The sequence below is a fragment of the Kitasatospora sp. NPDC048194 genome (assembly GCF_043202455.1).
GTDB lineage: Bacteria > Actinomycetota > Actinomycetes > Streptomycetales > Streptomycetaceae > Kitasatospora.
This window is the reverse complement of the sequence record NZ_JBIDAK010000033.1, coordinates 36,067-58,939: the sequence shown is the minus strand read 5'-3', so window position 1 is coordinate 58,939 and position 22,873 is coordinate 36,067. Positions and strand designations below refer to the sequence as shown.

The following is a 22,873-nucleotide window of genomic DNA, read 5'->3' as shown; positions in this document are numbered from 1 at the left end:
CCGCTGTCCCGAGTGGGCCGCGAACTCGCCTGTGGCTGCGGTGGATTGCGGGGTCTGCCGGGTCTTCCGGGGCTGGCCGGGGGACTTGGCGGCCCGCATATGCCGGACCGTCGGGACTATCCAGTGAAGCGTGTGCCTCCTGACTTCGGTTCACTCCTGGGGGTGGCGAAAGGTGGCGTTTCCCCAGGGCCGCTCCCACGGGTGCCCCGCGGGGCACTACGTTCAGCACACGGACGTCGTCGGGAGCCTGCTCCTGGCCGTCGGGGCACGGGAGTTGGGGATCTGACGAACCGTCCGGGACGATGGCACACCAGTACGACGAGGCGGTACCACATCACCTCAGGCACGGCACGTCTGGCAAGAGCCCGCAACCGTCGGGCGGTCACGATCGGGGGCCCCGAAGGGGCCGGGCGGGATGGGGACGTTCCCATGGCAGAGAAGCAACCCAACGAGAAGCTGACCACGTGGTTCGCCCGCAGCGGCTGGTCCAAGGGAGAGTTGGCCCGCCAGGTCAACCGCAGGGCCCGGCAGATCGGTGCCCACCACGTGTCCACCGACACCTCCCGGGTGCGCCGATGGCTCGACGGCGAACAGCCCCGCGAGCCGATCCCCAAGATCATGTCGGAGCTGTTCTCCGAGCGCTTCGGCTCGGTGGTCTCGATCGAGGACCTCGGCCTGCGCGCCGCGATCCCGGTGTCCACCGTGGGCGGAGGCGTCGACCTGCCGTGGAGCGCCCCCCAGACCGTCCAGCTGATCAGCGAGTACTCCCGCAGCGACCTGATGCTCAACCGCCGGGGCTTCCTCGGCACCTCCCTGGCGCTGACCGCCGGCGCCGCGCTGATCGAGCCCATGCAGCGCTGGCTCGCCCCCGGCCCGACGGGCATCCCCACGCCCATCCTCACCGCGGCCAACGGCGGCGAGGCGTTCACCGGCCGGCTCTCCGAACCCGAGCTCGAACTGCTGGAGCAGACCACGGTCATGTTCCGCCAGTGGGACGCCCAGAACGGCGGCGGGCTGCGCCGCAAGGCCGTGGTCGGCCAGCTCCACGAGGTCACCGACCTGCTCCAGGAGACGTACAACGAGGACACCACCAAGCGGCTGTTCCGGCTCACCGCCGAACTCGCCCACCTGGCCGGCTGGATGTCCTACGACGTCGGCATGCACCCGAGCGCGCAGAAGTACTACGTGCTGGCCCTGCACGCGGCCAAGGAGGCCGGCGACCGCCCGTTCGGCGCGCTGATCCTCACCGACATGAGCCGCCAGATGATCCACCTCAACCGGGGCGAGGACGCCCTGGAGCTGATCCACCTGGCCCAGTACGGCAGCCGGGACACCGCGACGCCCCGCCAGCAGTCCCTGCTGTACGCGATGGAGGCGCGCGCCTACGCCACGATCGGCGAGGTGAACCGCTGCGCCCGGGCGATCCGGCTGGCGGAGGACACCTTCACCGACATCCGGGACGGCGACGACGAGCCGGACTGGCTGCGGTTCTTCTCCCCGGCCGAGCTGAACGCGGAGAACGCCCACTCCTTCCGCGACCTCGCGTACCACTCGGACAACGCCCAGCTGTACGCCTCGCTGTCCGCGCCGGTGATGGAGCGCGCGGTCGACCTGTTCCGCCAGGACGAGGACCACGTCCGCTCGTACGCCTTCAACCTGATCGGCATGGCCAGCGTCCACCTGCTGCAGCGGGAGGCCGAGGAGGCGGTGCGGTACGCCGAGCAGGCCGTCGACATCGCGACCAAGGTCCGTTCGGAGCGGCTGAACTCCCGGGTGCGCAAGACCACCGAGGCCGCGGCCGCCCGCTTCGACGGGGTGGACGCGGTGAACCGGCTCAAGGAGCGGGTGGTCCAGGACATCCCGGAGTACGTCTCGGTGGTCTGAGCGGCCCTGCCCCCGACCGGCGGACTCCCCTCCCGCCGGACTTCCTCCGCCCGGGCCCGGAGCCACCGGGCCCGGATCCACCGGACCCGGCGCCCACCGGCCGGCCCCCGCACTCCACTCCGGATGTCGCACCCGCCGGCGGGATCCCGCAACCACCGGCCGGACCCACCACCTCCGGACTCCGCAGTTCCGGACCCCACCGGCCGTGACGGCCGCCGCCGTCGCGGTCGGTGGCCTTTTCGCGCCGCGGGAGACGCGGACGCCGTACGGGCTGCGAGGGTCCCGCGGGCCCCAGGCGCCCCGCGGGTCCGCTGCGCCCCGGGCCCGGCGGGCTCGGCGGTGACGCGGCGGCACGGTAACCCGTCCGGCCCCGCGACACGGCCGCGGTTCACGTGCCCGTAACCCGCGCGTCGCACGCGTCACGGCCGCGAAACAACCGGCCGCACTGGCCGAAACCAGCCTTCGGCACTCTCCTTTCATCGCCGCCGCCCCGGGTGGCACGGGACAGGTACCCGGGGGAGGGTGGAGCGGCTTTCACGCAGAGGAGACGCCGATGCCGGACGGCTTCAGCGCGGGCGACACCGCCTTCGTGCTCATCAGTGCGGCCCTGGTCATGGTGATGACCCCGGGCCTGGCCTTCTTCTACGGGGGCATGGTCAGGGCGAAGAGCACACTGAACATGCTGGCGATGAGCTTCCTCTCGCTCGGCATCGTCAGCGTGCTCTGGGTGCTCTACGGCTACTCGCTCAGCTTCGGACCCGACTCCTTCGGTGGGCTGATCGGCAACCTGGACTTCCTGGGGATGCGCGGGATGGGGCTGAACGAGCTGACCGGGTCGATCCCGGTGACCGCGTTCGCGGTCTTCCAGCTGATGTTCGCGATCATCACCCCGGCGCTGATCAGCGGCGCCATCGCGGACCGGGCCAAGTTCGCGGCCTGGGGCCTGTTCATCGCGCTCTGGGTGACGATCGTCTACTTCCCGGTCGCGCACTGGGTGTTCTTCTTCGACGGCGGCAACGGCGGCTGGCTCGGCGACCGGAACGGCGTGATCGACTTCGCCGGTGGGACCGCCGTGCACATCAACGCCGGTGTCGCGGGCCTCGCGCTCTGCCTGGTGCTGGGCAAGCGCATCGGGTTCAAGAAGGATCCGATGCGCCCGCACAGCCTGCCGCTGGTGATGCTCGGCTCCGGGCTGCTGTGGTTCGGCTGGTTCGGCTTCAACGCGGGCTCGGCGCTGGCCGCCAACGGCGTGGCCGCCATGGCGATGGTCAACACCCAGGTCGCCACCGGCGCGGCGCTGGTCGGCTGGCTGGTCTACGAGAAGCTCAAGCACGGCGCGTTCACCACGCTGGGCGCCGCCTCCGGTGCGGTGGCCGGGCTGGTCGCGATCACCCCTGCCTGCGGCTCGGTCAGCCCGCTCGGCGCGGTGGCGATCGGCCTGGTCGCGGGCGCGGTCTGCGCGGCCGCCGTCTCGCTGAAGTACCGCTGGGGCTTCGACGACTCGCTCGACGTGGTCGGCGTGCACGCGGTGGGCGGGGCCATCGGCTCGCTGCTGATCGGCCTGTTCGCCACCGGAGGGGTCGGCCAGACCGCCAAGGGCCTGTTCTACGGCGGCGGCCTGGGCCAGCTCGGCAAGCAGGCGATGGGCGTGGCGGTCGTCGCGGCGTACTCGTTCGTGCTGTCCTGGCTGCTGGCCAAGGCGGTCGACAAGCTGGTGGGATTCCGGGTCAGCGAGGAGGTGGAGACGGCCGGCATCGACCAGGCCGAACACGCCGAGTCGGCCTACGACTTCAGCGCCGTGGGCGCCGGCCTGGCCCGGGCCCTGCCCGGCCTGGGCTCCGCCAGCGGCTCCGCGCCGGCCGCCGGGTCCGTCGAGCGGCCGGCCGGCAAGCCGGCCGCGTCCGCCGGCAAGACCGCCGCCGCCGCCGAGAAGACCGCCACCGCCGCCGAGAAGCCCGCCGAGAAGACCGAGGTCGACGCCCGATGAAGCTCATCACCGCCGTCATCAAGCCCTACCGCCTGGACGAGGTGAAGGCCGCGCTGCAGGCCTTCGGGGTCCACGGCCTGACCGTCACCGAAGCCAGCGGCTACGGCCGCCAGCGCGGCCACACCGAGGTCTACCGGGGCGCCGAGTACACCGTGGACCTGGTGCCGAAGGTCCGGATCGAGGTCCTGGTCGAGGACGAGGACGCCGACGACCTGATCGACGTCCTGGTGAAGGCCGCCCGCACCGGCAAGATCGGCGACGGCAAGGTGTGGAGCATCCCGGTCGACACCGCCGTCCGGGTCCGCACCGGCGAACGCGGCCCGGACGCCCTGTGAGGCCCTGACCGACCGACCCACCGGCGGGCCCGCGCCCCCTCCGGGGGACCGCGGGTCCGCCGACGGCCCGCCGGCGCCCGGCCGGGGGCCGCGAGCCGTACGCCCGGCCGGACCGCGGGCGGCACGGCGCCCCGCTCGGCCGCTCGGCCGCTCACCCGACGGACGGGACCCCGCGCATGACCACCGAGACCAGCCCCGCCGAACCCCGCGACCTCCCCGACTACGCCGCCGCCCGGGCCGAGCTGCTCGAGCGGCCCGGCCTGACCGGGCGCCCCCGCCGGGCCGCGCTCGCCCGGCTCACCGACCACTGGCTGGCCGGGCTGCTCGCCTCGGCCGGAGCGCCCGGCTCCGGCGTCGCGCTGGTCGCCGTCGGCGGCTACGGGCGCGGCGAACTCTCCCCGCGCAGCGACCTGGACGTCCTGCTGCTGCACGACGGCCCGATCGCCCGCGAGCTGCCCGAGCGGATCTGGTACCCGGTCTGGGACGCGGGCGCCAAACTGGACCACTCGGTGCGCACCGTCGCCGAGGCCCGCTCGGTCGCCGCCGCCGACCTCAAGGCCCAGCTCGGCCTGCTGGACGCCCGCCACCTCGCCGGGGACGCGGCGCTCACCTCCGCGCTGCGCTCCGCGGTGCTCACCGACTGGCGGGCGAGCGCCCCCGCGCGCCTGCCCGAACTGCGCGAGCTGGGCCGGGAGCGGGCCGAACGGCACGGCGAGCTCTCCTTCCTGCTGGAGCCCGACCTCAAGGAGGCCCGCGGCGGGTTGCGCGACCTGGTCGCCCTCGACGCGATCGCCGCCACCTGGCTCGCCGACGCCCCCCGGGACGGCCTGGACGCCGCCGCCCTGCGGCTCGCCGACGTCCGGGACGCGCTGCACCTGGTCACCGGCCGGGCCACCGAGCGGCTCAGCCTCCAGGACCAGGACCAGGTCGCCGAGCGGCTCGGGGTGCTGGACGCCGACACCCTGCTGCGCCAGGTCTACGAGGCCGCCCGGACCATCGCCTACGCGGGCGAGGTCACCTGGCGGGCGGTCGACCGGGTGCTGGCCGCCCGCGCCACCCGGGGCCGGCGGCCCGGCCGAGCGGCCTTCCGGTTCACCGGCATCGGCCGCGGCGCGGGCGCGGTGGCCCGGGGCGCGGTCGAGCGCCGCCCGCTCGCCGAGGGCGTGGTCGAGCAGGACGGCGAGGCCGTGCTCGCCCAGGCCGCCCGCCCGGCCACCGACCCCGTGCTGCCGCTGCGCGCCGCGGCGGCCGCCGCGCAGAACGGGCTGACCGTCTCGTACGCGACGGTGCGTCGGCTCGCCGCCGAGTGCCGACCGCTGCCGGTGCCGTGGCCGGACGAGGCGCGCGAGCAGCTCGTCACCCTGCTCGGCGCGGGGGAGGCGGCCGTCCCGGTGTGGGAGGCGCTGGAGGCGGAGGGGCTGGTCACCCGGCTGCTGCCGGACTGGGAGCGGGTGCGCTGCCGCCCGCAGCGCAACGCGGTGCACCGCTGGACGGTGGACCGGCACCTGGTCGAGACGGCCGTCCGGGCCGCCGCGATGACCCGGCGGGTGGCCAGGCCGGACCTGTTGCTGATCGCCGCGCTGCTGCACGACATCGGCAAGGGCTGGCCCGGTGACCACAGCGAGGCCGGCGAGGTGATCGTCCGCGACCTGGCCGCCCGGATGGGCTTCGGCCCCGAGGACACCGAGACCCTGGCGGTGCTGGTCCGCCACCACCTGACCCTGGTCGACACCGCGACCCGGCGCGACCCGGACGATCCGGCCACCGTCGAGACGATCACCAAGGCGGTCGGCACCCTGCCGGAGCTGGAACTGCTGCACGCGCTCACCGAGGCGGACGCGCTGGCCACCGGCCCGGCCGCGTGGAGCGGCTGGCGGGCCTCGCTGGTGGACGGCCTGGTCGCCCGGGTCGCCGCCCAGCTCACCGGGGCCGGCGGGGCGCCCGTGGACGGCGCCCTCGCGGACGGCGCCCTCGCGGACGGCGCCCTCGCGGACGGCGCCCTCGCGGACGGCGCCCGCGCGGGGGGCGCGCCGTCGGGGGCACCGACCGCCGAGCAGGAGCGGCTCGCGGTCGAGGCCGCGTGCACCGGCGCACCCGCGCTGTCGCTGCTGGCCCAGGCCGAGGGCGCGGACCCGGGCACCGAGCCGATGGGCGTGGAGCTGACCCTGGCCGTCCCGGACCAGCCGGGTCTGCTGGGCACCGTCGCCGGGGTGCTCGCGCTGCACCGGCTGGCCGTGCGCTCGGCCGGACTGCGCGAGCTGGACCCGATCGGTGCCGGCCCGGTCCTGCTGCTGTCCTGGCGGGTGGCCGCCGAGTTCGGCGAACTGCCGGAGGCCGCCCGGCTGCGCGCCGACCTGCGCCGGGCGCTGGACGGCTCGCTGGACGTCTCCCGCCGCCTCGCCGAGCGGGACGCGGCCGCCCCGCGGCGCAAGGGCATCCCCACCCCGCCGCCGGTGGTCGCGGTGGCTCCCGCGGTGGCCTCGGCGAGCGCGACCGTGCTGGAGGTCCGGGCGCACGACGCCCCCGGGCTGCTGCACCGGATCGGCCGGGCGCTCGACGGGGCGGGGGTGCGGGTGCGCACCGCGCACGTCTCCACCCTGGGCGCGGACGCCGTCGACTCGTTCTACCTGACCGACGCGGCAGGCCGTCCGCTCACCGCCGAGCGGGCCGCCGAGGTGGCGGCGGCGGTGCGGGCGGCGCTGGGCTGAGTGCCGGGCCGGTTGCCGGGCGGGGCGCCGGGCTTGGTCGCCGGGCAGGGCGCTGGGCTGGTCGCCGGGCAGGGCGCCGGGCGAGGCGCCGGCGGGGTCGGGCGGCTTTCCGTGGGGCGTGGCGGGGATCCGGCCTGGGCGGCGGGTCCCCGGTGAGGTGCGGGGCCCGGCGGGCGTTCCCGGTAGGGGTGGAGACCGTACCCGGGGCGGCCGGATACCCTGGGGACGACGACCGTACCGATACCGATGCCGCAGAGGACCCGCGCCGACGTGTTCGACACTCTCTCCGATCGCCTCGCAGCGACGTTCAAGAACCTCCGGGGCAAGGGCCGCCTCAGCGAGGCGGACATCGACGCCACCGCCCGCGAGATCCGGATCGCGCTGCTGGAGGCGGACGTCGCGCTGCCGGTCGTCCGGGCCTTCATCAAGCAGGTCAAGGACCGGGCGCTCGGTGCCGAGGTCTCCGGCGCGCTGAACCCCGCGCAGCAGATCATCAAGATCGTCAACGAGGAGCTCATCGCCATCCTCGGCGGCGAGACCCGCCGGGTCCGGTTCGCCAAGAACGGCCCGACGGTCATCATGCTGGCCGGTCTGCAGGGTGCCGGTAAGACCACCCTCGCGGGCAAGCTCGGCCACTGGCTGAAGACCCAGAAGCACACCCCGCTGCTGGTCGCCTGCGACCTCCAGCGCCCCAACGCGGTCAACCAGCTCCAGGTCGTCGCCGAGCGCGCCGGCGTGGCCTTCTACGGCCCGCAGCCGGGCAACGGCGTGGGCGACCCGGTGCAGGTCGCCAAGGACTCGATCGAGTACGCCAAGCAGAAGCAGTACGACGTCGTCATCGTCGACACCGCCGGCCGCCTGGGCATCGACGCCGAGCTGATGCAGCAGGCCGCCGACATCCGCGCCGCGGTCAACCCGGACGAGGTCCTGTTCGTCGTCGACGCGATGATCGGTCAGGACGCGGTCACCACCGCGCAGGCGTTCCTCGAGGGCGTCGACTTCACCGGTGTGGTGCTCTCCAAGCTCGACGGCGACGCCCGCGGCGGTGCCGCCCTGTCGGTCGCGCACGTCACCGGCCGGCAGATCATGTTCGCCTCCAACGGCGAGAAGGTCGACGACTTCGACGCCTTCCACCCGGACCGGATGGCCTCGCGCATCCTGGGCATGGGTGACGTCCTCTCGCTGATCGAGAAGGCCGAGCAGACCTTCTCGCAGGCCGAGGCCGAGAAGATCGCCGCCAAGCTGCGCGGCGGCCCGAAGCAGTTCACGCTGGACGACTTCCTGTCGCAGCTGGAGCAGGTCCAGAAGATGGGCTCGATCTCCAAGCTGCTCGGCATGCTGCCCGGGATGGGCCAGATCCGCGAGCAGATCAACAACATCGACGACAAGGACGTCAACCGGGTCGGCGCGATCATCAAGTCGATGACCCCGGTCGAGCGCGCCGAGCCGGAGCTGATCAACGGCTCCCGCCGCGCCCGCATCGCCAAGGGCGCCGGCGTCCAGGTCGGCGAGGTGAAGAACCTGGTCGAGCGGTTCTTCGAGGCCCGCAAGATGATGTCCGCGATGGCCTCCGGCAAGGGCGTGCCCGGCATGCCGGGGATCCCCGGCATGGGCGGCGGCGCGAAGAAGTCCGGCAAGAAGGCCCCGCAGGCCAAGGGCAAGCGCAAGAGCGGCAACCCGCTGAAGCGCGCGCAGGAGGAGGCCGCGGCCGCCCAGCGCCGCGCGCTCGGCCCGGGCGGCGCCCAGGGCCCGGCCGAGGGCGGCGCCTTCGGCCTCGGCGCCGGCAAGGGCCCGGCCGACTTCGAGCTGCCCAAGGAGTTCAAGGACCTGCTGTAGGCCTCGCGGGGCCTGCTGGCCCTCGGCGGGGCCGAGCGGTCGAGCGTACTCAGCGGTCCTGAGCGGCCCGTCGTCCGGTGGTCCCCGGACGGCGGGCCGTTCGCATGTCCGATGATGCTGCCATGTCGGATGATGTTGGCGTGCGAGTGATGATCAGGGCCCCCAGGGCCGAGGACGAGGTTCTGTACGCGGAGGCGGTCCGCCGGTCCGCCGAGCACATCGGACGGTGGAACCCGGTCGAGCCGGACGGGCTGCCGGAACTGCTGGAGCGCCAGGGGCCGGGCCTGCGCACCTTCATGATCTTCGACCGGGACTCCGGGGGGCTGGTCGGCAAGGTGAACGTCGCCAACATCGTGATGGGCCGGTTCTGCAACGGCGCGCTGGGCTACGACTCGTACCTGCCGTTCGCGGGCACCGGGCGGATGACCGAAGGCCTGCGGCTGGTCGTGGAGCGCTGCTTCGCCGCCCAGTCGGCCGGCGGGCTGGGCCTGCACCGGCTGGAGATCAACGTGCAGCCCGAGAACCAGCGCTCGATCGCGATGGCCAAGCGGCTGGGCTTCCGGCACGAGGGCTTCACCCCCCGGATGCTGTTCCTCCAGGGGGACTGGCGCGACCACGAGCGCTTCGCGCTGACCGCCGAGGAATGGCCGGGCGCCGCGGTATGACCTGCTGACCGCCTGCTGTCCGCCGGACTGACCGCCGGACTGACCGCCGGACTGACCGCCTCCGGGCTCGGCGCGAGGGGTTCGGCGCTTCGGCGTTCCGGCGGCCCGCGCGGCAGTGGTTCCGCGCCGCGGCCGGACGGTCGCTGCACGGCCGCCGGACCGTCGCTGCACGGCCGCCGGACGGTCGCCGGACGGCCGCCGTGCGGGCGGTCGGGCCCGGCGTTGCGGTTGGCTCGTCCGAGCACCTGTCCGTATCGTCCGGTGGGTGACCGAACCCGCCCCGCCGCGCCAGACCCCCGACCAGCCCTGGCGGTCCGAGGGCGCCCCGCCCCCGCCGCCGCCCCGCCGCCGGATGCCCGGCGGCTGGACGGGCCTCATCCTCACCGCGCTCGTGGTGTTCCTGATCTCCGACCTGCTGCTGTCCTTCTTCGGCAACGAGGGCGCCACCACGATCTCGTACACCGAGTTCAACAACCAGTTGAACAAGGGCAACATCACCAAGATCTACTCCAAGGGCGACGCGATCGAGGGCACTCTCAAGAGCGCCCAGCCCAAACCGGACGGCGGCAAGGGCGACTACACCGAGTTCGCCACCCAGCGCCCCTCGTTCGCGGGCGACAACCTGTGGACCACCCTGCAGCAGCAGGGCGTCGAGGTGACCGCCACCTCGCCGGTGCAGCAGCGCAGCTTCCTCACCAACCTGCTGCTCTCGCTCGCCCCGATGCTGCTGCTGGTCTTCGTCTGGGTGCTGCTCGCCCGCCGGATGGCCGGCGGCCTCGGCGCCGGACCGCTCGGCCGCAAGGCCCCGCCCAAGCCGGTCACCGCCGACCAGGGCAAGCGCACCACCTTCGCCGACGTGGCCGGCATCGACGAGGTGGAGGCCGAACTCACCGAGGTGGTCGACTACCTGAAGAACCCCGACCGGTACCGCCGGCTCGGCGCCAAGATGCCGCGCGGCGTGCTGCTCAGCGGCCCGCCCGGAACCGGAAAGACCCTGCTGGCCCGGGCCGTCGCCGGCGAGGCGGACGTGCCGTTCTTCTCCGCCTCCGCCTCCGAGTTCATCGAGATGATCGTCGGCGTCGGCGCCAGCCGGGTGCGCGAACTGTTCGCCGAGGCGCGCAAGGTCGCCCCCGCGATCATCTTCATCGACGAGATCGACACCATCGGCCGCCAGCGCGGCGCCGGCGGCGGCATGGGCGGGCACGACGAGCGCGAGCAGACGCTCAACCAGATCCTCACCGAGATGGACGGCTTCACCGGCTCCGAGGGCGTCATCGTGATCGCCGCGACCAACCGGGCGGACGTGCTCGACCCGGCGCTGCTGCGCCCCGGCCGCTTCGACCGGCGGATCACCGTCAGCCCGCCCGACCGGGAGGGCCGCGCGGCGATCCTGCGCATCCACACCCGGACCGTCCCGCTGGCCGACGGCACCGACCTCGCCCAACTGGCCAAGATCACCCCCGGGATGACCGGCGCCGAACTCGCCAACCTGGTCAACGAGGCCGCCCTGCTGGCCGTCAAGCGCCAGCAGGACGCGGTCAGCGAGCGGGACCTCTCGGACGCCCTGGAGAAGGTCCAGCTCGGCGCCGTGCGGCCGCTGGTGATGCCCCAGGAGGAGCGCGAGCGGACGGCGTACCACGAGAGCGGGCACGCGCTGCTGGGCATGCTCCAGCCGGGCGCGGACCCGGTCCGCAAGATCACCATCGTGCCGCGCGGCCGCGCCCTCGGCGTCACCCTCTCCACCCCGGAGAACGACCGCTACTCGTACACCGAGCCCTACCTGCGCGGCCGGATCATCGGCGCGCTCGGCGGGATGGCGGCCGAGCAGGTGGTCTACGGGGTGATCACCACCGGCGCGGAGAGCGACCTGGAGCAGGTCACCAACATCGCACGCGGAATGGCCGGACGCTGGGGGATGAGCGAGCGGGTCGGGCGGCTCACCGCCGTACCCGCGGACCCGCAGGGCGCGTACGGGCTGTCGGCCGCCCCGACCACGCTGGACGCGGTGGACGAGGAGGCCCGGCGGATCGTCGCCGAGTGCTACGAGGACGCGGTGCGGCTGCTGACCGAGCAGCGGCACCGGCTCGACGCGCTGGCGGCGGCGCTGCTGGAGGCCGAGACGCTGGACGAGGAGGAGGCCTACCGGGCGGCGGGGGTGCCGAGGAAGGCGTCCGACCCGGAGGCGTGAACCGGAGGCGTGAACCGGAGGCCTGAGCCGGAGGCGTGAACCGGAGGCCTGAGCCGGAGGCGTGAACCGATGCCCTGGGGCGCTCGCCATCGCGGCGGGCGCCCCCGGTTTTCGTCGGTCCGGCGACTCGGGCGATCCCGGTTCCGTCGGTCCGGGCGGCCGGGCGGCCGGGTTACTCGGGCGGTCCGGGCGGTCCGGGCGGTCCGGGCGGTCCGAGCGGTCCGAGCGGTGGGGCGGCGGACGGGTCCGCCGGTCGCCGCCCGTTGCCGGGGGCGCCCGGGGCCGGGACGGGTCGCCCCCGCTACCGGGGGCGCTCGGCGATCAGGTAGCGGAAGAGGTTCTCCATCCGGACCGTGCCGTCCGGGCGCAGGTACGGCTGCAACGCCTCCTCCAGCTCCTTGGCCACCAGTGAGGCGCCGGAGAACTCCTCGGCCGCCTCGAACACCCCGGTGGAGAGCAGGCCGCGGACCGCGCTGTCGAGGTCCGGGTACGCGAAGGGGCAGCTGACGCGCCCGCTGCCGGCCGGGCGCAGGCCGGCCGGAGCGAGCAGGTCCTCCAGCGCGCCGGGCGCGCTCAGCTCGAACGGGTCCCGCGCGGTCGTCCGTCCGGCCCTGCGGCGGGCCACGTCGAGCACCGGGGCGCTCTGGCAGCGCTCCGGCGGCCCCCAGGCGGCGAGCACCACGTGGCCGCCCGGGAGCGTGAGCCGGGCCGCCTCCGCGACCACCTGGCCGGGCGCGGCGGCGCCGGGCAGCTGCTCGAAAACCGTCACCAGCGAATGGGCCGAGCGGGGGACGGCGGCGGTCGGCCGGGCCCCCGCGCACACCCGCAGCCGACGGCCGCGGGCCAGCTCGCGCAGCTCGTCCCGCGGCTCCTGGCCGGCGACCTGCGCGCCCCGTCCGGCCGCGAGCAGCAGGGCCAGTCCGGACCGGCAGCCGAGCCCCAGCACACTGCTCGCCGGGCCGACCTCCAAGCGGTCGTACACCGCCTCGTAGAGCGGTACCAGCATGCGTTCCTGGATCTCCGCCCAGTCGCGCGCCCGCGCGGGCGCGGCGGCCCCGGGCTGCGGGTGGTGCGGTCGTGCGCCCGCTGGTCGTACGGTCGTGCCGGTCGTCCGAGCTGAAGCCATCGCGGCCTCCCATCCGGTCCTTCGGTGTCCTGCTACGGCTCCCCCAAAGTCCCGCCCCACTCCAGCCAACAGCGGGTCGGGCCCGGCGTCCAGAGGGGTGCAGGGTGGTGCGCGCGGGTCGCGGTCGTGCGCCCCCTGCGGAGGCCGTGCCCGCTGACGCGGGTGTGATACCGATTCGAAACCGGGGGGCCGTGCCCCGTACCATTCGGGCCATGGCTAAGGCACCCGTTCTCACCCCCCAGGCGGAAGACTTCCCCCGCTGGTACCAGGACCTCATCAACAAGGCTGAGCTGGCCGACAACGGTCCGGTGCGCGGCACCATGGTCATCCGGCCGTACGGCTACGGCCTGTGGGAGCGGATGCAGCAGGAGATGGACGCGCGCATCAAGAAGGCGGGCGCGCAGAACGCCTACTTCCCGATGTTCATCCCGCAGTCCTACCTGACCAGGGAAGCCGAGCACGTCGAGGGCTTCTCGCCCGAGCTCGCGGTCGTCACCCACGGCGGCGGCAAGCAGCTCGAGGAGCCGGTCGTGGTCCGGCCGACCTCCGAGACGATCATCAACGAGTACTTCTCCAAGTGGGTGCAGAGCCACCGCGACCTGCCGCTGCTGATCAACCAGTGGGCCAACGTGGTCCGCTGGGAGCTGCGTCCGCGCGTCTTCCTGCGCACCACCGAGTTCCTCTGGCAGGAGGGCCACACCGCCCACGCCACCTACGAGGACGCCCGCGCGTACGCGTCGATGATCCACACCCAGGTCTACGGCGACTTCATGACCAACGTGCTCGGCATCGACGTCGTGCTCGGCCGCAAGACCGCCAAGGAGCGCTTCGCCGGCGCCATCAACACCCTCACCCTGGAGGGCATGATGGGCGACGGCAAGGCGCTGCAGATGGGCACCAGCCACGAGCTGGGCCAGAACTTCGCCAAGGCGTTCAACACCACCTACCAGCTGCAGGGCGCCGAGCGCGAGCACGTCTGGCAGACCTCCTGGGGCGTCTCCACCCGCATGGTCGGCGGCCTGATCATGTCCCACGGCGACGACAACGGCCTGCGGGTTCCGCCCCGTCTGGCCGCCGTCCAAGCCGTCGTGCTGGCCATCAAGGGCGACGACGCCGTCATCGCCAAGGTCCGCGAGATCGGGGCCGCGCTGGAGGCGGCCGGCGTCCGGACCGTCGTCGACGACCGCACCGACACCCCGTTCGGCCGCCGCGCCGTCGACTGGGAGCTCAAGGGCGTTCCGGTGCGCATCGAGGTCGGCCCGCGCGACCTCGAGAACGGCACCGCGATGCTGGCCCGCCGCATCCCGGGCGGCAAGGAGCCGGTCTCCATCGACGCCCTGGCTGCGCTCCTGCCGGGCATCCTGGAGGAGGACCAGGCGCTGCTGCTCCGCCAGTCCCGCGAGCGCCGCGAGGCCCGCACGGTGGACGTCAAGACGCTCGACGAGGCCGTCGAGGCGGCCGCGACCGGCTGGGGCCGGATCTCCTGGGCCGACCTCGGCCCGGAGGGCGAGGCCAAGCTGGCCGAGCAGGGCGTCACGGTGCGCTGCATCGTCGCGGCCGACGGCTCGGTGCCGCAGGCGGACGACCAGGACGGCAATATCGCGATCGTCGCGCGTGCGTACTGATGCCCGTTACCGACAGGTGATGACCGTCCGCGGCAACATTTGCCCGGAATGCGGATGGGTAAGAATCCGGTAACTCTGCCGGGTGACCGCCGACCGTCAACATCCCTACTGGTCAGTCAACTGCCGGTATTAACGGAATAGCGGTACGGTGTACGGCCCGTGGCCCTGTCAACTCGACGGGTCCACGGGCCGTACGTCCTGGGGGCGACAGCCCGCCCCTGGGCGGAATTCAGGAGGCCCGCCGACTCTGCGACGGGCCGAAACCGGCAGGGGGTTGGTCTTGCGTCGGATCCGGAACGCGCAATTCGCGCACAGTCGCGCATTCCTGGGAGTTCCCTGGGAATTCCAGGAGAACGGGAACATGCGGAACATCGGCTCGCTCTGCATCGTTGGTCTAGCGTGAGCACGACACAGCCCCTCGTCCTCGCGGCCGAACTGGCCGCCGCCTGGAGCGACATCCAGGCCTACCACCAGGACCTCCCGGACCTGGCCTCGCCCGAGGCCCTGATCGGCGAGTCCTCCTCGGCCTGTGGCACGCGGCTCGGTTTCGAGCGGCTCCTCCACGAGGCTGCCCACGGCCTGGCCGCGGCCCGGGACATCCGGGACACCTCGCGCGCCGGCCGCTACCACAACCGGCGCTTCCTGATGCTCGCCTCCGAGCTGGGCCTGGCCCACCCGGTCGAGCCGCACGCGAGCAGCGGCTTCTCCCAGGTGACCATGCTCAAGGAGACGCAGGAACGCTACGCCGAGACCATCGAGCGCCTGGACCGCGCCCTCGGCGCCCACCAGGAGGCGGTGGCCGGCGACGGCGCCAACCGTGCCTTCCGCGGCCCGGCCGCCCGGCACGGATCCTCCGGCGGCGGCGTCCGGGTCAAGGCGGTCTGCGGCTGCGGTCGCAACGTCCGGGTCGTGCCGTCCGTGCTGGCGCAGGCGTCCATCGTCTGCGGCGCGTGCCAGCAGCCGTTCAAGATCGCGTAATCGGGCGACCGGACCGGTCGGCGACTGTGCGGGCAGTCGGCGCGACCGGGCGGTCGGTGGCCGAGCGGTTGGTGGTCGAGCGGTCGGCGTGACCGGGCGGTCGGTGATCGAGCGGCCGGTGGTCGGATGTCGCGGCGGTCGAGGAAGCGCGGCGGTCGAGGCATAGCGGTGATCGGCGTCGGTAAGGCTGTGGCTGACCGGGAGCGGGGGCTCCCGGTCGAGCCCTGAACGTGGCACGTCCCGAGCCGTGAGGCCGTGAGCGGCTTCGCCGTGCGCCCCGGTGGTCGGTCCCGGAGTGCCCGAGCGGGTTCCGTCCGCGGTGGCCGAGCGGTGGCCGGGTGCTGACCAGACGCTGACCGGGTGAAGAGCGTTCCCGCCGATATGGCAGAATGGACAGCTGAGTACTCGGCAGCCGGGCAGGACCCCTCTCTCCTACGGCTGGCGTGTCCCTTGAACGCCCCGCCCCGCAACCCCACGCGGACGGCGCGGACGCTCACCCACGTCAACACCAGGAGAATCCACTCCCGTGGCAGTCAAGATCAAGCTGAAGCGTCTCGGCAAGATTCGCTCCCCGCACTACCGCATCGTCGTCGCCGACGCCCGCACCAAGCGTGACGGTCGCGCGATCGAGGAGATCGGCATCTACCAGCCGACCTACAACCCCTCGAAGATCGAGGTCGACAGCGACCGCGCCCAGTACTGGCTGTCCGTCGGCGCCCAGCCGACCGAGCCGGTGCTCGCCATCCTCAAGCTGACCGGCGACTGGCAGAAGTTCAAGGGCCTGCCGGCTCCGGAGCCGCTGAAGGTCGCCGAGCCGAAGGTCGAGGACTTCTCGCACCTGTTCGCCAAGGCCGTCGCCGGCTTCGAGGACGCCACCACCGGTGTCGCCATCACCCCGAAGGCCAAGAAGTCGGACAAGGCCGAGGCTGAGGCCGACGCCGCCGCCGAGGCCTGATCGTGATCGAGGACGCCCTCGACCACTTGGTGAAGGGCATCGTCGAGCACCCCGACGAGGTTCAGGTGCGTTCGCGCAACCTGCGTCGGGGCAACACCATCGAGGTGCGCGTGCACCCCGATGACCTCGGCAAGGTGATCGGCCGGGGCGGCCGCACGGCGCGCGCTCTGCGCACCGTGGTCGGCGCCCTCGGCGGTCGCAACGTCCGGGTCGACCTCGTCGACGTGGACAACATTCGCTGACGCAGCTGCTCGTTCAGCCGTCGGGCTTGAGGCCGACCGGGACGCATGTCGTCCCGGTCGGCCTTTTTTGCTGGCCGTTCCGGCTCCCGCCGGCCGTCCCAGCCCACTTCTCTCTGCCTTCCCGCTCAGCAACTCCAGGAGAACGATCACCGTGCAGCTCGTCGTCGGCAGGATCGGCCGCGCCCACGGCATCAGGGGGGACGTCAGTGTCGAGGTCCGCACCGACGAGCCGGAACTCCGGCTCGGCCCCGGTGCCGTCCTGCTCACCGACCCGGCCTCGGTCGGACCGCTGACCGTCGAATCCGGCCGGGTGCACAGCGGCCGGCTGCTGCTGCGCTTCGTCGGCGTGAAGGACCGCAACGCGGCGGAGGCCCTGCGGGGCACCCTGCTGATCTCCGAGGTCGACCCGGAGGAGCGGCCCGAGGACCCGGAGGAGTACTACGACCACCAGCTGATCGGCCTCGACGTGGTGCTGCTCGACGGCACCCCGGTCGGCGAGCTGACGGAGGTCGTCCACCTGCCGTACCAGGACCTCCTCACGGTCAGGAAGGCCGACGGGACGGAGGTGCTGGTCCCGTTCGTGAGCCAGATCGTGCCGACCATCGACCTGGAGAACCAGCGCGCGGTCATCACCCCGCCGGCCGGGCTGATCGACCCGGAGCGGGCCGAGGTCGCCGGCTCGGCGACGGAGGAACCGGCGAAGCCGGGCGAGTCGGACGAGTCGGGGGAATCGGACGAGTCGGGCGAGTCGGGCGAGTCCAAGGCCTCGGGCGAGTCCGGGGAGTCGCAGTGACGTTCGAGCAGACTCCGGCGGAGCCTGGCGCGGATGCCGACCGGGACGCCGCCGCGGCCGTGCAGGCCGGGATGAGGATCGACGTCGTCTCGATCTTCCCCGAGTACCTGGAGCCGCTGAACATCTCGCTGGTCGGCAAGGCCCGCGCCCGCGGCCAGCTGGACGTGCACGTCCACGACCTGCGCGAGTGGACCCACGACGTGCACCGCACGGTGGACGACAGTCCCTACGGCGGCGGCCCCGGCATGGTGATGAAGCCCGAGCCGTGGGGCGAGGCGCTGGACGCGGTCGTGGCCGGCGGCCCCGAGGGCGAGGTGCCCACGCTGGTCGTGCCCACCCCGAGCGGGCGCCCGTTCACCCAGGCACTCGCCCAGGAGCTGGCCGGCCGCCCCTGGCTGGCGTTCACGCCCGCGCGGTACGAGGGCATCGACCGCCGGGTGATCGAGGAGGCGGCCACCAGGATGCCGGTGGTCGAGGTTTCGATCGGCGACTACGTGCTGGCGGGCGGCGAGGTCGCGGTGCTGGTGATGGTCGAGGCGATCGCCCGGCTGCTGCCCGGCGTGCTCGGCAACGCCGAGTCCCACCGGGACGACTCCTTCGCCCCCGGCGCGATGGCCGATCTGCTGGAGGGCCCGGTGTTCACCAAGCCCGCCGAGTGGCGCGGCCGGACCGTGCCCGAGGTGCTGCTCAGCGGCAACCACGGCAAGATCGCCCGCTGGCGCCGGGAGCAGGCCTTCGCCCGTACCCTGGCCAACCGGCCCGACCTGGTCGAGCGCTGGCAGTACGGCTCCTTCGACAAGAAGGACCGCGAGGCGCTCAGCATCCTCGGCCTGGCCTGGGACGAGGAACTGGGCCGATTTCGGTCCGTGGGCGATGGTGTGGAAGAATAGGCGACTGCTGTCTGTCGCTGGTTCCCTCCCGTAGGGGCACGTGGACCGGCGCCCCCGCCACGGGGGGATCGCCGTCAGCCGATGCGGCCCGCAGCAGACCCCATTGTGACGACATTTCCGTGGGCGGCCCGTGGCGCCTGCGATGGAGAGCAACATGAGCAACAAGCTCGCTGCTGTCGACGCGGCCTCGCTGCGCACCGACATCCCGGCCTTCCGCGCCGGTGACACCCTGAAGGTCCACGTCCGGGTCATCGAGGGCAACCGCTCCCGTGTCCAGGTCTTCCAGGGCATCGTCATCCGCCGCCACGGCTCCGGCATCGGTGAGACCTTCACCGTCCGCAAGGTCAGCTTCAACGTCGGCGTGGAGCGCACCTTCCCGGTGCACACCCCGGTCGTCGAGAAGATCGAGGTCGTGACCCGCGGTGCGGTTCGCCGCGCCAAGCTGTACTACCTGCGTGACCTCCGCGGCAAGGCCGCGAAGATCAAGGAGAAGCGCGACCGCTGATCCACCGGCCCCCGGCCCTGCCGGGGGATCGGAGCGCTCTGAAGGGCCGAGCGACCGCAAGGTAAGCTCACCCCCCGATGAGCACGCACGAACCACCCGCGGATCGCGACGGCAGTCCCGCACCTTCCGGTGCGGACTCGCTGTCGCGGTCCGCGGTCGTTTCCGGGGGCGCTTCCCGGGACGCCTCGGGGAACGTCTCGGGAGACGGTCCCGCACCGACGGCTGGTCCCGCAGCGACGGCTGGTGCCGGCGCCGGTGCCGGCGCGGGCGCGGGCGCGGGAGCGCTCCTTGCCGCGGACGAGGGCGCGCGGGAGACCGACGAGGCCGAGGGGGCCGACCAGGGCGAGGAACCGGAGGAAGAATCCGGTCGCTCGCGGTCGCGGGACCTGCTGCTGCTGGTCGGCATCTGCCTGGGTGCGCTGCTCCTGCTGAACGCCTTCGTCGCCCGTCCGTTCACGGTGCCCTCCGGTTCGATGGAGGACACCCTGCGGCCCGGTGACCGGCTGATCGCCAACCAACTGGCCTACGCCTTCGGCGGCCACCCCCGACGGGGCGACGTCGTGGTCTTCGACGGGACGGGCTCCTTCCTCCCGGAACCGACCGAGCCGCCGGGCTTCTGGGACGACCTGCGTTCGCTCGGCCGGGACCTCGGCCTGGCCCCCGCCGGGAACACCGTCTACGTCAAGCGCGTGATCGGCATCGGCGGGGACCGGGTGACCAGCGCCGGCCCCGGCAAGCCGATCACGGTCAACGGCGTGCCGCTGGACGAGACCTCCTACCTGGCACCCGGAGACGAGGCCTCCCAGGTGGCCTTCGACATCGTGGTGCCGACCGGCAAGCTGTTCGTGCTGGGGGACCACCGGAGCGCCTCCCGGGACTCGCGCGACCACCTCGGCGAGCCCGGCGGCGGCTTCGTGCCCGAGGACGAGGTGATCGGACGGGCGGACTGGGTGGTCTACCCGTTCTCCCGCTGGACCGGCCTCGACCGGCCCGCGGCCTTCGCCGCGATTGCGGGGACGGGTGGTCATGGGGACCAGGGGTAGGGGGCGGGTCGCCGACCGGTCGGCGCCGGAGCCGGGTGACGGCGGACCGGACGGAGCCGGGCCCGGTCCGGTGGCGCCGGTCCGCGGCCGCGCCGAGCGCCGCCGCAGCGCCCGCCGGGCGGCCCGGCGGCGCAAGCGCTCGCTGCTGCGCGAGTTCCCGATGATCATTCTGGTGGCCCTGCTGGTGGCGCTGCTGATGAAGACCTTCCTGATCCAGGTGTTCGTGATCCCGTCGGGCTCGATGGAGCAGACCATCCGGGTCGGCGACCGGGTGCTGGTGGACAAGTTGACCCCCTGGTTCGGCAGTGAGCCGCAGCGCGGCGACGTCGTGGTGTTCAAGGACCCGGGCGGCTGGCTCGAGGACGATCGCAAGCCGTCCACCGACGGTCCGGTCCTGGGTGCGGCCAAGCAGGTGCTCACCTTCGTCGGACTGCTGCCGTCCGAGAACGAGCAGGACCTGATCAAGCGCGTCATCGGCGTCGGCGGGGACACCGTCGAGTGCTGTGACCCGCAGGGACGGCTCAGTGTCAACGGCCGCGCGGTGGAGGAGCCGTACCTGGCACCGGGCAACCCGCCGTCCCGGCAGCCCTTCAAGGTGACGGTGCCGAAGGGGCGTCTGTGGGTCATGGGCGACCACCGGGACGTCTCCGCCGACTCCCGGTTCCACATGGGCAATCCGGGCCAGGGCACCATCCCGCTGAGCGGGGTGGTCGGCCGCGCGTTCGTGATCGCCTGGCCGCTGGACCGCTTCCATCAACTCGATGAGCCGAGTTCACTCTCCTCCCTCGCCGGGGCTCCGCAGCCCGGCGGAACTGCGGCGAAATCGATGGGCGTTGGGCCGGTTCCTCTGGAACCTCCGCTCGTTATGGGTGTGTTGGGCATCCTTCCGTTCGTCGTTCGCCGGCCGAGGCGGCCTCCCGAGTGAGTCGCTTCCGCTGGTGAAGGGCCGGACCACGCGTGTGGAACCGCGAGCCGGATGCCCGGGAGTGATAGAGAAGTGCAGGTGCGGCCGGGATCCCCGGCTGTGCGCCGCAGCCGCGTCGGTGTCAGGGGAGCCCCTTGTGGGCAGCCCTGATGCGTTCACGGTCGTGGCGAGCGTGGTGCCCGCTGTGCGGCACTCTGAACGCGGGCGCGCGGGCGTCCGCACAGCAGGGAGGAGACGTTGTGGGGGATTTGGTGATCGGCGCCCGCGCGGGCGCCGGGGAACCCGAGGGCTCGGGCGGTGGCCGGGTGACCCGGTCCGCCGACTCCTCGGCGCCTTCGCCCGCGGTCGATGACTCGACCGCCAAGACCGCGGACGGGCACGGCACCGGAGCGGAGGACTCCTCGGAGCCCCAGCGGCCGGGGACCGAGCCGGCGGACGAGTCGGAGTCGGAGGCTCCGGCCAAGCCGCGCAAGCAGCGCTCCTTCCTGAAGGAGCTGCCGATCCTGGTCGGCATCGCGCTGATCCTCGCGCTGGTGATCAAGACCTTCTTCGTCCAGGCGTTCTCCATTCCGTCGGAGTCGATGCAGAACACGCTGCAGGTCGGCGACCGCGTCCTGGTGGACAAGCTGACGCCCTGGTTCGGGGCCGAGCCCGAGCGCGGTGAGGTCGTGGTGTTCCACGACCCGGGCGGCTGGCTGAACGACGAGCCGACCCAGCAGAGCGGCAACTCCTTCGTCCGCGGTGTCCAGGACGTGCTCAGCTTCGTCGGCCTGATGCCCTCCGCCAACGAGAAGGACCTGATCAAGCGGGTCATCGCGGTCGGCGGGGACACCGTCGAGTGCAAGGGCGACGGGCCGGTCAAGGTCAACGGTGTCGCGCTCAACGAGCCGTACGTCTACCAGGGCAACACCCCCTGCGGGACGCAGCCCTTCGGCCCCGTGAAGGTGCCCAAGGGCCGGATCTGGGTGATGGGCGACCACCGCGCCGACTCGCTGGACTCGCGCTTCCACATGGACCAGCCCGGTGGCGGGACGGTGCCGGTGGACAACGTCATCGGGCGCGCCTTCGTGGTGGCCTGGCCGATCGACCACTGGTCGACGCTTCCGGTGCCCGACACCTACGACCAGAAGGGGCTGGCGGCGGCCTTGCCGGTGGCGCCTCCCGTGGCCGGTGCGGTGGGTGCCGTCGCGCTGCTTCCGCTGGTGCGTCGAGTTCGGACCCGGGCCGACCGCCGGAAGGAGTCCTGAGCTCCACCGGGTCGCCGCAAGCTCTTGCGCGGGCCGTGGTACCGACGAGTAATCTGCTCGGACGTGCCACGGCCCGTCGGCGTTCCCGCCCGAGCCACCGGCGTGCCAGTGGTCTTGTCCGGTCGGTCAGAGGTGGACGGTGTCGATGAGCAGTGTCGTGGAACAGCCGGCCGACAGACCGGCCGCGCCCGCCCGGCTCCGCCGGGGGCCCGCCGCGGTGCTGCAGGGCGTGGCGCTCGCGCTCGGGCTGGTGCTGATGATCGGCGGCTTCGCCCTGATCGCGGTCGACTACCGGCCGTACAAGATCCCCACGGCCTCCATGCACCCGACCCTCCAGGCAGGGGACACCGTGCTCGCCCGCAAGGTGGGCGGCGGCACCATCGGCCGGGGTGACGTGGTGGTCTTCCGTGACCAGGCCTGGGGCGGCGAGCTCATGGTCAAGCGGGTGGTCGCGGTCGGCGGGGACACCGTCGCCACCACCAGCGCCGGGAGCGACCAGCGGCTGACGGTCAACGGACAGCCGGTGGACGAGCCGTACCTCGCGGCCCAGGGCCGCCAGGGCGAGTCGTTCAGCGTGACGGTGCCGCAGGGCCGGCTGTTCCTGCTCGGCGACAACCGGGTCGGCTCGCTCGACTCCCGCACCCACCTGGAGGTCGACGGCGGGACCGTCCCGGCCGCCGAGGTCGAGGCCAGGGTCGAGGCCACCCTGCAGCCCTTCGGCCGGATGGGCCTGCTCGAGCGCACCACGGCCTTCGATTCCTTCCCGGGCCCGAAGGCCGGCTCGCCCGGGCCGCTGGAGCCGGCGGCCTACGCCAGCGTTGCGGGCGCGGCGCTGATCGTCGTCACCTCCGTGGTGGGCGGGGTGGCGGGCCTGGCCCGCCGGTTCCGCCGGGGGCGCAGTACCTGAGCGGGGCCGTCGTCGGCCGGGCCGCTCTGGCGAA

The 22,873-nt window shown here is 73.2% G+C and carries 19 protein-coding genes; 18 read left to right on the top strand and 1 reads right to left on the bottom strand.

Annotated elements, in window-relative coordinates:
* Nucleotides 1–387 precede the first annotated feature (387 nt).
* The 7 genes from ACGF07_RS29455 to ftsH all read left to right on the top strand — a co-directional run bounded on the left by ACGF07_RS29455 (nucleotide 388) and on the right by ftsH (nucleotide 11,603).
* Nucleotides 388–1,884, top strand: a complete 1,497-nt coding sequence (locus ACGF07_RS29455) for a hypothetical protein (protein WP_392903625.1) — start codon at nucleotides 388–390, stop codon at nucleotides 1,882–1,884.
* A gap of 553 nt (nucleotides 1,885–2,437) precedes the next feature.
* The gene (locus ACGF07_RS29450; protein WP_392903594.1) at nucleotides 2,438–3,871 is read left to right on the top strand and encodes an ammonium transporter; all 1,434 of its coding nucleotides are present in this window, start codon (nucleotides 2,438–2,440) and stop codon (nucleotides 3,869–3,871) included.
* Nucleotides 3,868–4,206 (top strand): P-II family nitrogen regulator, encoded by a 339-nt coding sequence (locus ACGF07_RS29445; protein WP_350524594.1) that lies wholly within the window; start codon nucleotides 3,868–3,870, stop codon nucleotides 4,204–4,206. Before ACGF07_RS29450 ends, ACGF07_RS29445 begins: the two co-directional genes overlap by 4 nt.
* 176 nt (nucleotides 4,207–4,382) lie before the next feature.
* Nucleotides 4,383–6,914 carry a [protein-PII] uridylyltransferase gene (locus ACGF07_RS29440; RefSeq protein WP_392903591.1) on the top strand — a complete coding sequence of 844 codons (2,532 nt, stop codon included), beginning with the start codon at nucleotides 4,383–4,385 and terminating at the stop codon, nucleotides 6,912–6,914.
* Between the two features lie 270 nt (nucleotides 6,915–7,184).
* Nucleotides 7,185–8,750 carry a signal recognition particle protein gene (gene ffh, locus ACGF07_RS29435; protein WP_392903623.1) on the top strand — a complete coding sequence of 522 codons (1,566 nt, stop codon included), beginning with the start codon at nucleotides 7,185–7,187 and terminating at the stop codon, nucleotides 8,748–8,750.
* Nucleotides 8,751–8,872: 122 nt separating this feature from the next.
* A complete protein-coding gene (locus ACGF07_RS29430) occupies nucleotides 8,873–9,415 on the top strand; it encodes a GNAT family protein (protein ID WP_350741708.1) in 543 nt (180 codons plus the stop codon).
* 265 nt (nucleotides 9,416–9,680) lie between these two features.
* Nucleotides 9,681–11,603 carry an ATP-dependent zinc metalloprotease FtsH gene (gene ftsH, locus ACGF07_RS29425; protein ID WP_392903588.1) on the top strand — a complete coding sequence of 641 codons (1,923 nt, stop codon included), beginning with the start codon at nucleotides 9,681–9,683 and terminating at the stop codon, nucleotides 11,601–11,603.
* 301 nt (nucleotides 11,604–11,904) lie between these two features.
* Here the strand turns inward: ftsH and ACGF07_RS29420 are convergent, their stop codons facing one another.
* Nucleotides 11,905–12,729, bottom strand: a complete 825-nt coding sequence (locus tag ACGF07_RS29420; RefSeq protein ID WP_392903585.1) for a class I SAM-dependent methyltransferase — start codon at nucleotides 12,727–12,729, stop codon at nucleotides 11,905–11,907.
* 212 nt (nucleotides 12,730–12,941) lie between these two features.
* On the opposite strand from ACGF07_RS29420, the gene proS reads away from it, so the two are divergent.
* The 11 genes from proS (at nucleotide 12,942) to lepB (ACGF07_RS29365) (ending at nucleotide 22,839) form a co-directional block, all read left to right on the top strand.
* Nucleotides 12,942–14,354, top strand: coding sequence for a proline--tRNA ligase (proS, locus tag ACGF07_RS29415; protein WP_392903583.1), 1,413 nt, complete (start codon nucleotides 12,942–12,944; stop codon nucleotides 14,352–14,354).
* Nucleotides 14,355–14,753: 399 nt separating this feature from the next.
* A complete protein-coding gene (locus tag ACGF07_RS29410; protein ID WP_350741716.1) occupies nucleotides 14,754–15,332 on the top strand; it encodes a hypothetical protein in 579 nt (192 codons plus the stop codon).
* A 526-nt stretch (nucleotides 15,333–15,858) separates the two neighbouring features.
* The gene (gene rpsP, locus ACGF07_RS29405; RefSeq protein ID WP_196946892.1) at nucleotides 15,859–16,287 is read left to right on the top strand and encodes a 30S ribosomal protein S16; all 429 of its coding nucleotides are present in this window, start codon (nucleotides 15,859–15,861) and stop codon (nucleotides 16,285–16,287) included.
* Between the two features lie 2 nt (nucleotides 16,288–16,289).
* Nucleotides 16,290–16,529 (top strand): RNA-binding protein, encoded by a 240-nt coding sequence (locus tag ACGF07_RS29400; RefSeq protein WP_030056773.1) that lies wholly within the window; start codon nucleotides 16,290–16,292, stop codon nucleotides 16,527–16,529.
* Between the two features lie 151 nt (nucleotides 16,530–16,680).
* Nucleotides 16,681–17,322 carry a ribosome maturation factor RimM gene (rimM, locus tag ACGF07_RS29395; RefSeq protein ID WP_350750248.1) on the top strand — a complete coding sequence of 214 codons (642 nt, stop codon included), beginning with the start codon at nucleotides 16,681–16,683 and terminating at the stop codon, nucleotides 17,320–17,322.
* A gap of 71 nt (nucleotides 17,323–17,393) precedes the next feature.
* On the top strand, nucleotides 17,394–18,212 hold the full coding sequence (trmD, locus tag ACGF07_RS29390) for a tRNA (guanosine(37)-N1)-methyltransferase TrmD (RefSeq protein WP_350750250.1): 819 nt from the start codon (nucleotides 17,394–17,396) through the stop codon (nucleotides 18,210–18,212).
* A gap of 154 nt (nucleotides 18,213–18,366) precedes the next feature.
* A complete protein-coding gene (gene rplS, locus ACGF07_RS29385) occupies nucleotides 18,367–18,717 on the top strand; it encodes a 50S ribosomal protein L19 (protein WP_207809318.1) in 351 nt (116 codons plus the stop codon).
* 77 nt (nucleotides 18,718–18,794) lie between these two features.
* On the top strand, nucleotides 18,795–19,760 hold the full coding sequence (lepB, locus tag ACGF07_RS29380) for a signal peptidase I (protein ID WP_392903580.1): 966 nt from the start codon (nucleotides 18,795–18,797) through the stop codon (nucleotides 19,758–19,760).
* A 70-nt stretch (nucleotides 19,761–19,830) separates the two neighbouring features.
* Nucleotides 19,831–20,685 carry a signal peptidase I gene (lepB, locus tag ACGF07_RS29375; protein WP_350744736.1) on the top strand — a complete coding sequence of 285 codons (855 nt, stop codon included), beginning with the start codon at nucleotides 19,831–19,833 and terminating at the stop codon, nucleotides 20,683–20,685.
* 239 nt (nucleotides 20,686–20,924) lie between these two features.
* Nucleotides 20,925–21,932, top strand: a complete 1,008-nt coding sequence (gene lepB / locus ACGF07_RS29370) for a signal peptidase I (protein ID WP_350744739.1) — start codon at nucleotides 20,925–20,927, stop codon at nucleotides 21,930–21,932.
* 145 nt (nucleotides 21,933–22,077) lie between these two features.
* Complete coding sequence (lepB, locus tag ACGF07_RS29365; RefSeq protein ID WP_392903576.1) at nucleotides 22,078–22,839, top strand: signal peptidase I; 762 nt, start codon at nucleotides 22,078–22,080, stop codon at nucleotides 22,837–22,839.
* The last annotated feature ends 34 nt before the right edge of the window (nucleotides 22,840–22,873 follow it).

What these genes read in the sequence shown, in the direction of transcription:
- ACGF07_RS29440 (WP_392903591.1), top strand. Translation starts at nt 4,383, where the DNA reads ATGACCACCGAGACCAGCCCCGCCGAACCCCGCGACCTCCCCGACTAC.
- proS (WP_392903583.1), top strand. Translation starts at nt 12,942, where the DNA reads ATGGCTAAGGCACCCGTTCTCACCCCCCAGGCGGAAGACTTCCCCCGC.
- lepB (WP_392903580.1), top strand. Translation starts at nt 18,795, where the DNA reads ATGAGCACGCACGAACCACCCGCGGATCGCGACGGCAGTCCCGCACCT.
- ACGF07_RS29445 (WP_350524594.1), top strand. Translation starts at nt 3,868, where the DNA reads ATGAAGCTCATCACCGCCGTCATCAAGCCCTACCGCCTGGACGAGGTG.
- lepB (WP_392903576.1), top strand. Translation starts at nt 22,078, where the DNA reads ATGAGCAGTGTCGTGGAACAGCCGGCCGACAGACCGGCCGCGCCCGCC.
- trmD (WP_350750250.1), top strand. Translation starts at nt 17,394, where the DNA reads ATGAGGATCGACGTCGTCTCGATCTTCCCCGAGTACCTGGAGCCGCTG.
- ACGF07_RS29420 (WP_392903585.1), bottom strand. Translation starts at nt 12,729, where the DNA reads ATGGCTTCAGCTCGGACGACCGGCACGACCGTACGACCAGCGGGCGCA.
- rplS (WP_207809318.1), top strand. Translation starts at nt 18,367, where the DNA reads ATGAGCAACAAGCTCGCTGCTGTCGACGCGGCCTCGCTGCGCACCGAC.
- ACGF07_RS29450 (WP_392903594.1), top strand. Translation starts at nt 2,438, where the DNA reads ATGCCGGACGGCTTCAGCGCGGGCGACACCGCCTTCGTGCTCATCAGT.
- ACGF07_RS29430 (WP_350741708.1), top strand. Translation starts at nt 8,873, where the DNA reads ATGTCGGATGATGTTGGCGTGCGAGTGATGATCAGGGCCCCCAGGGCC.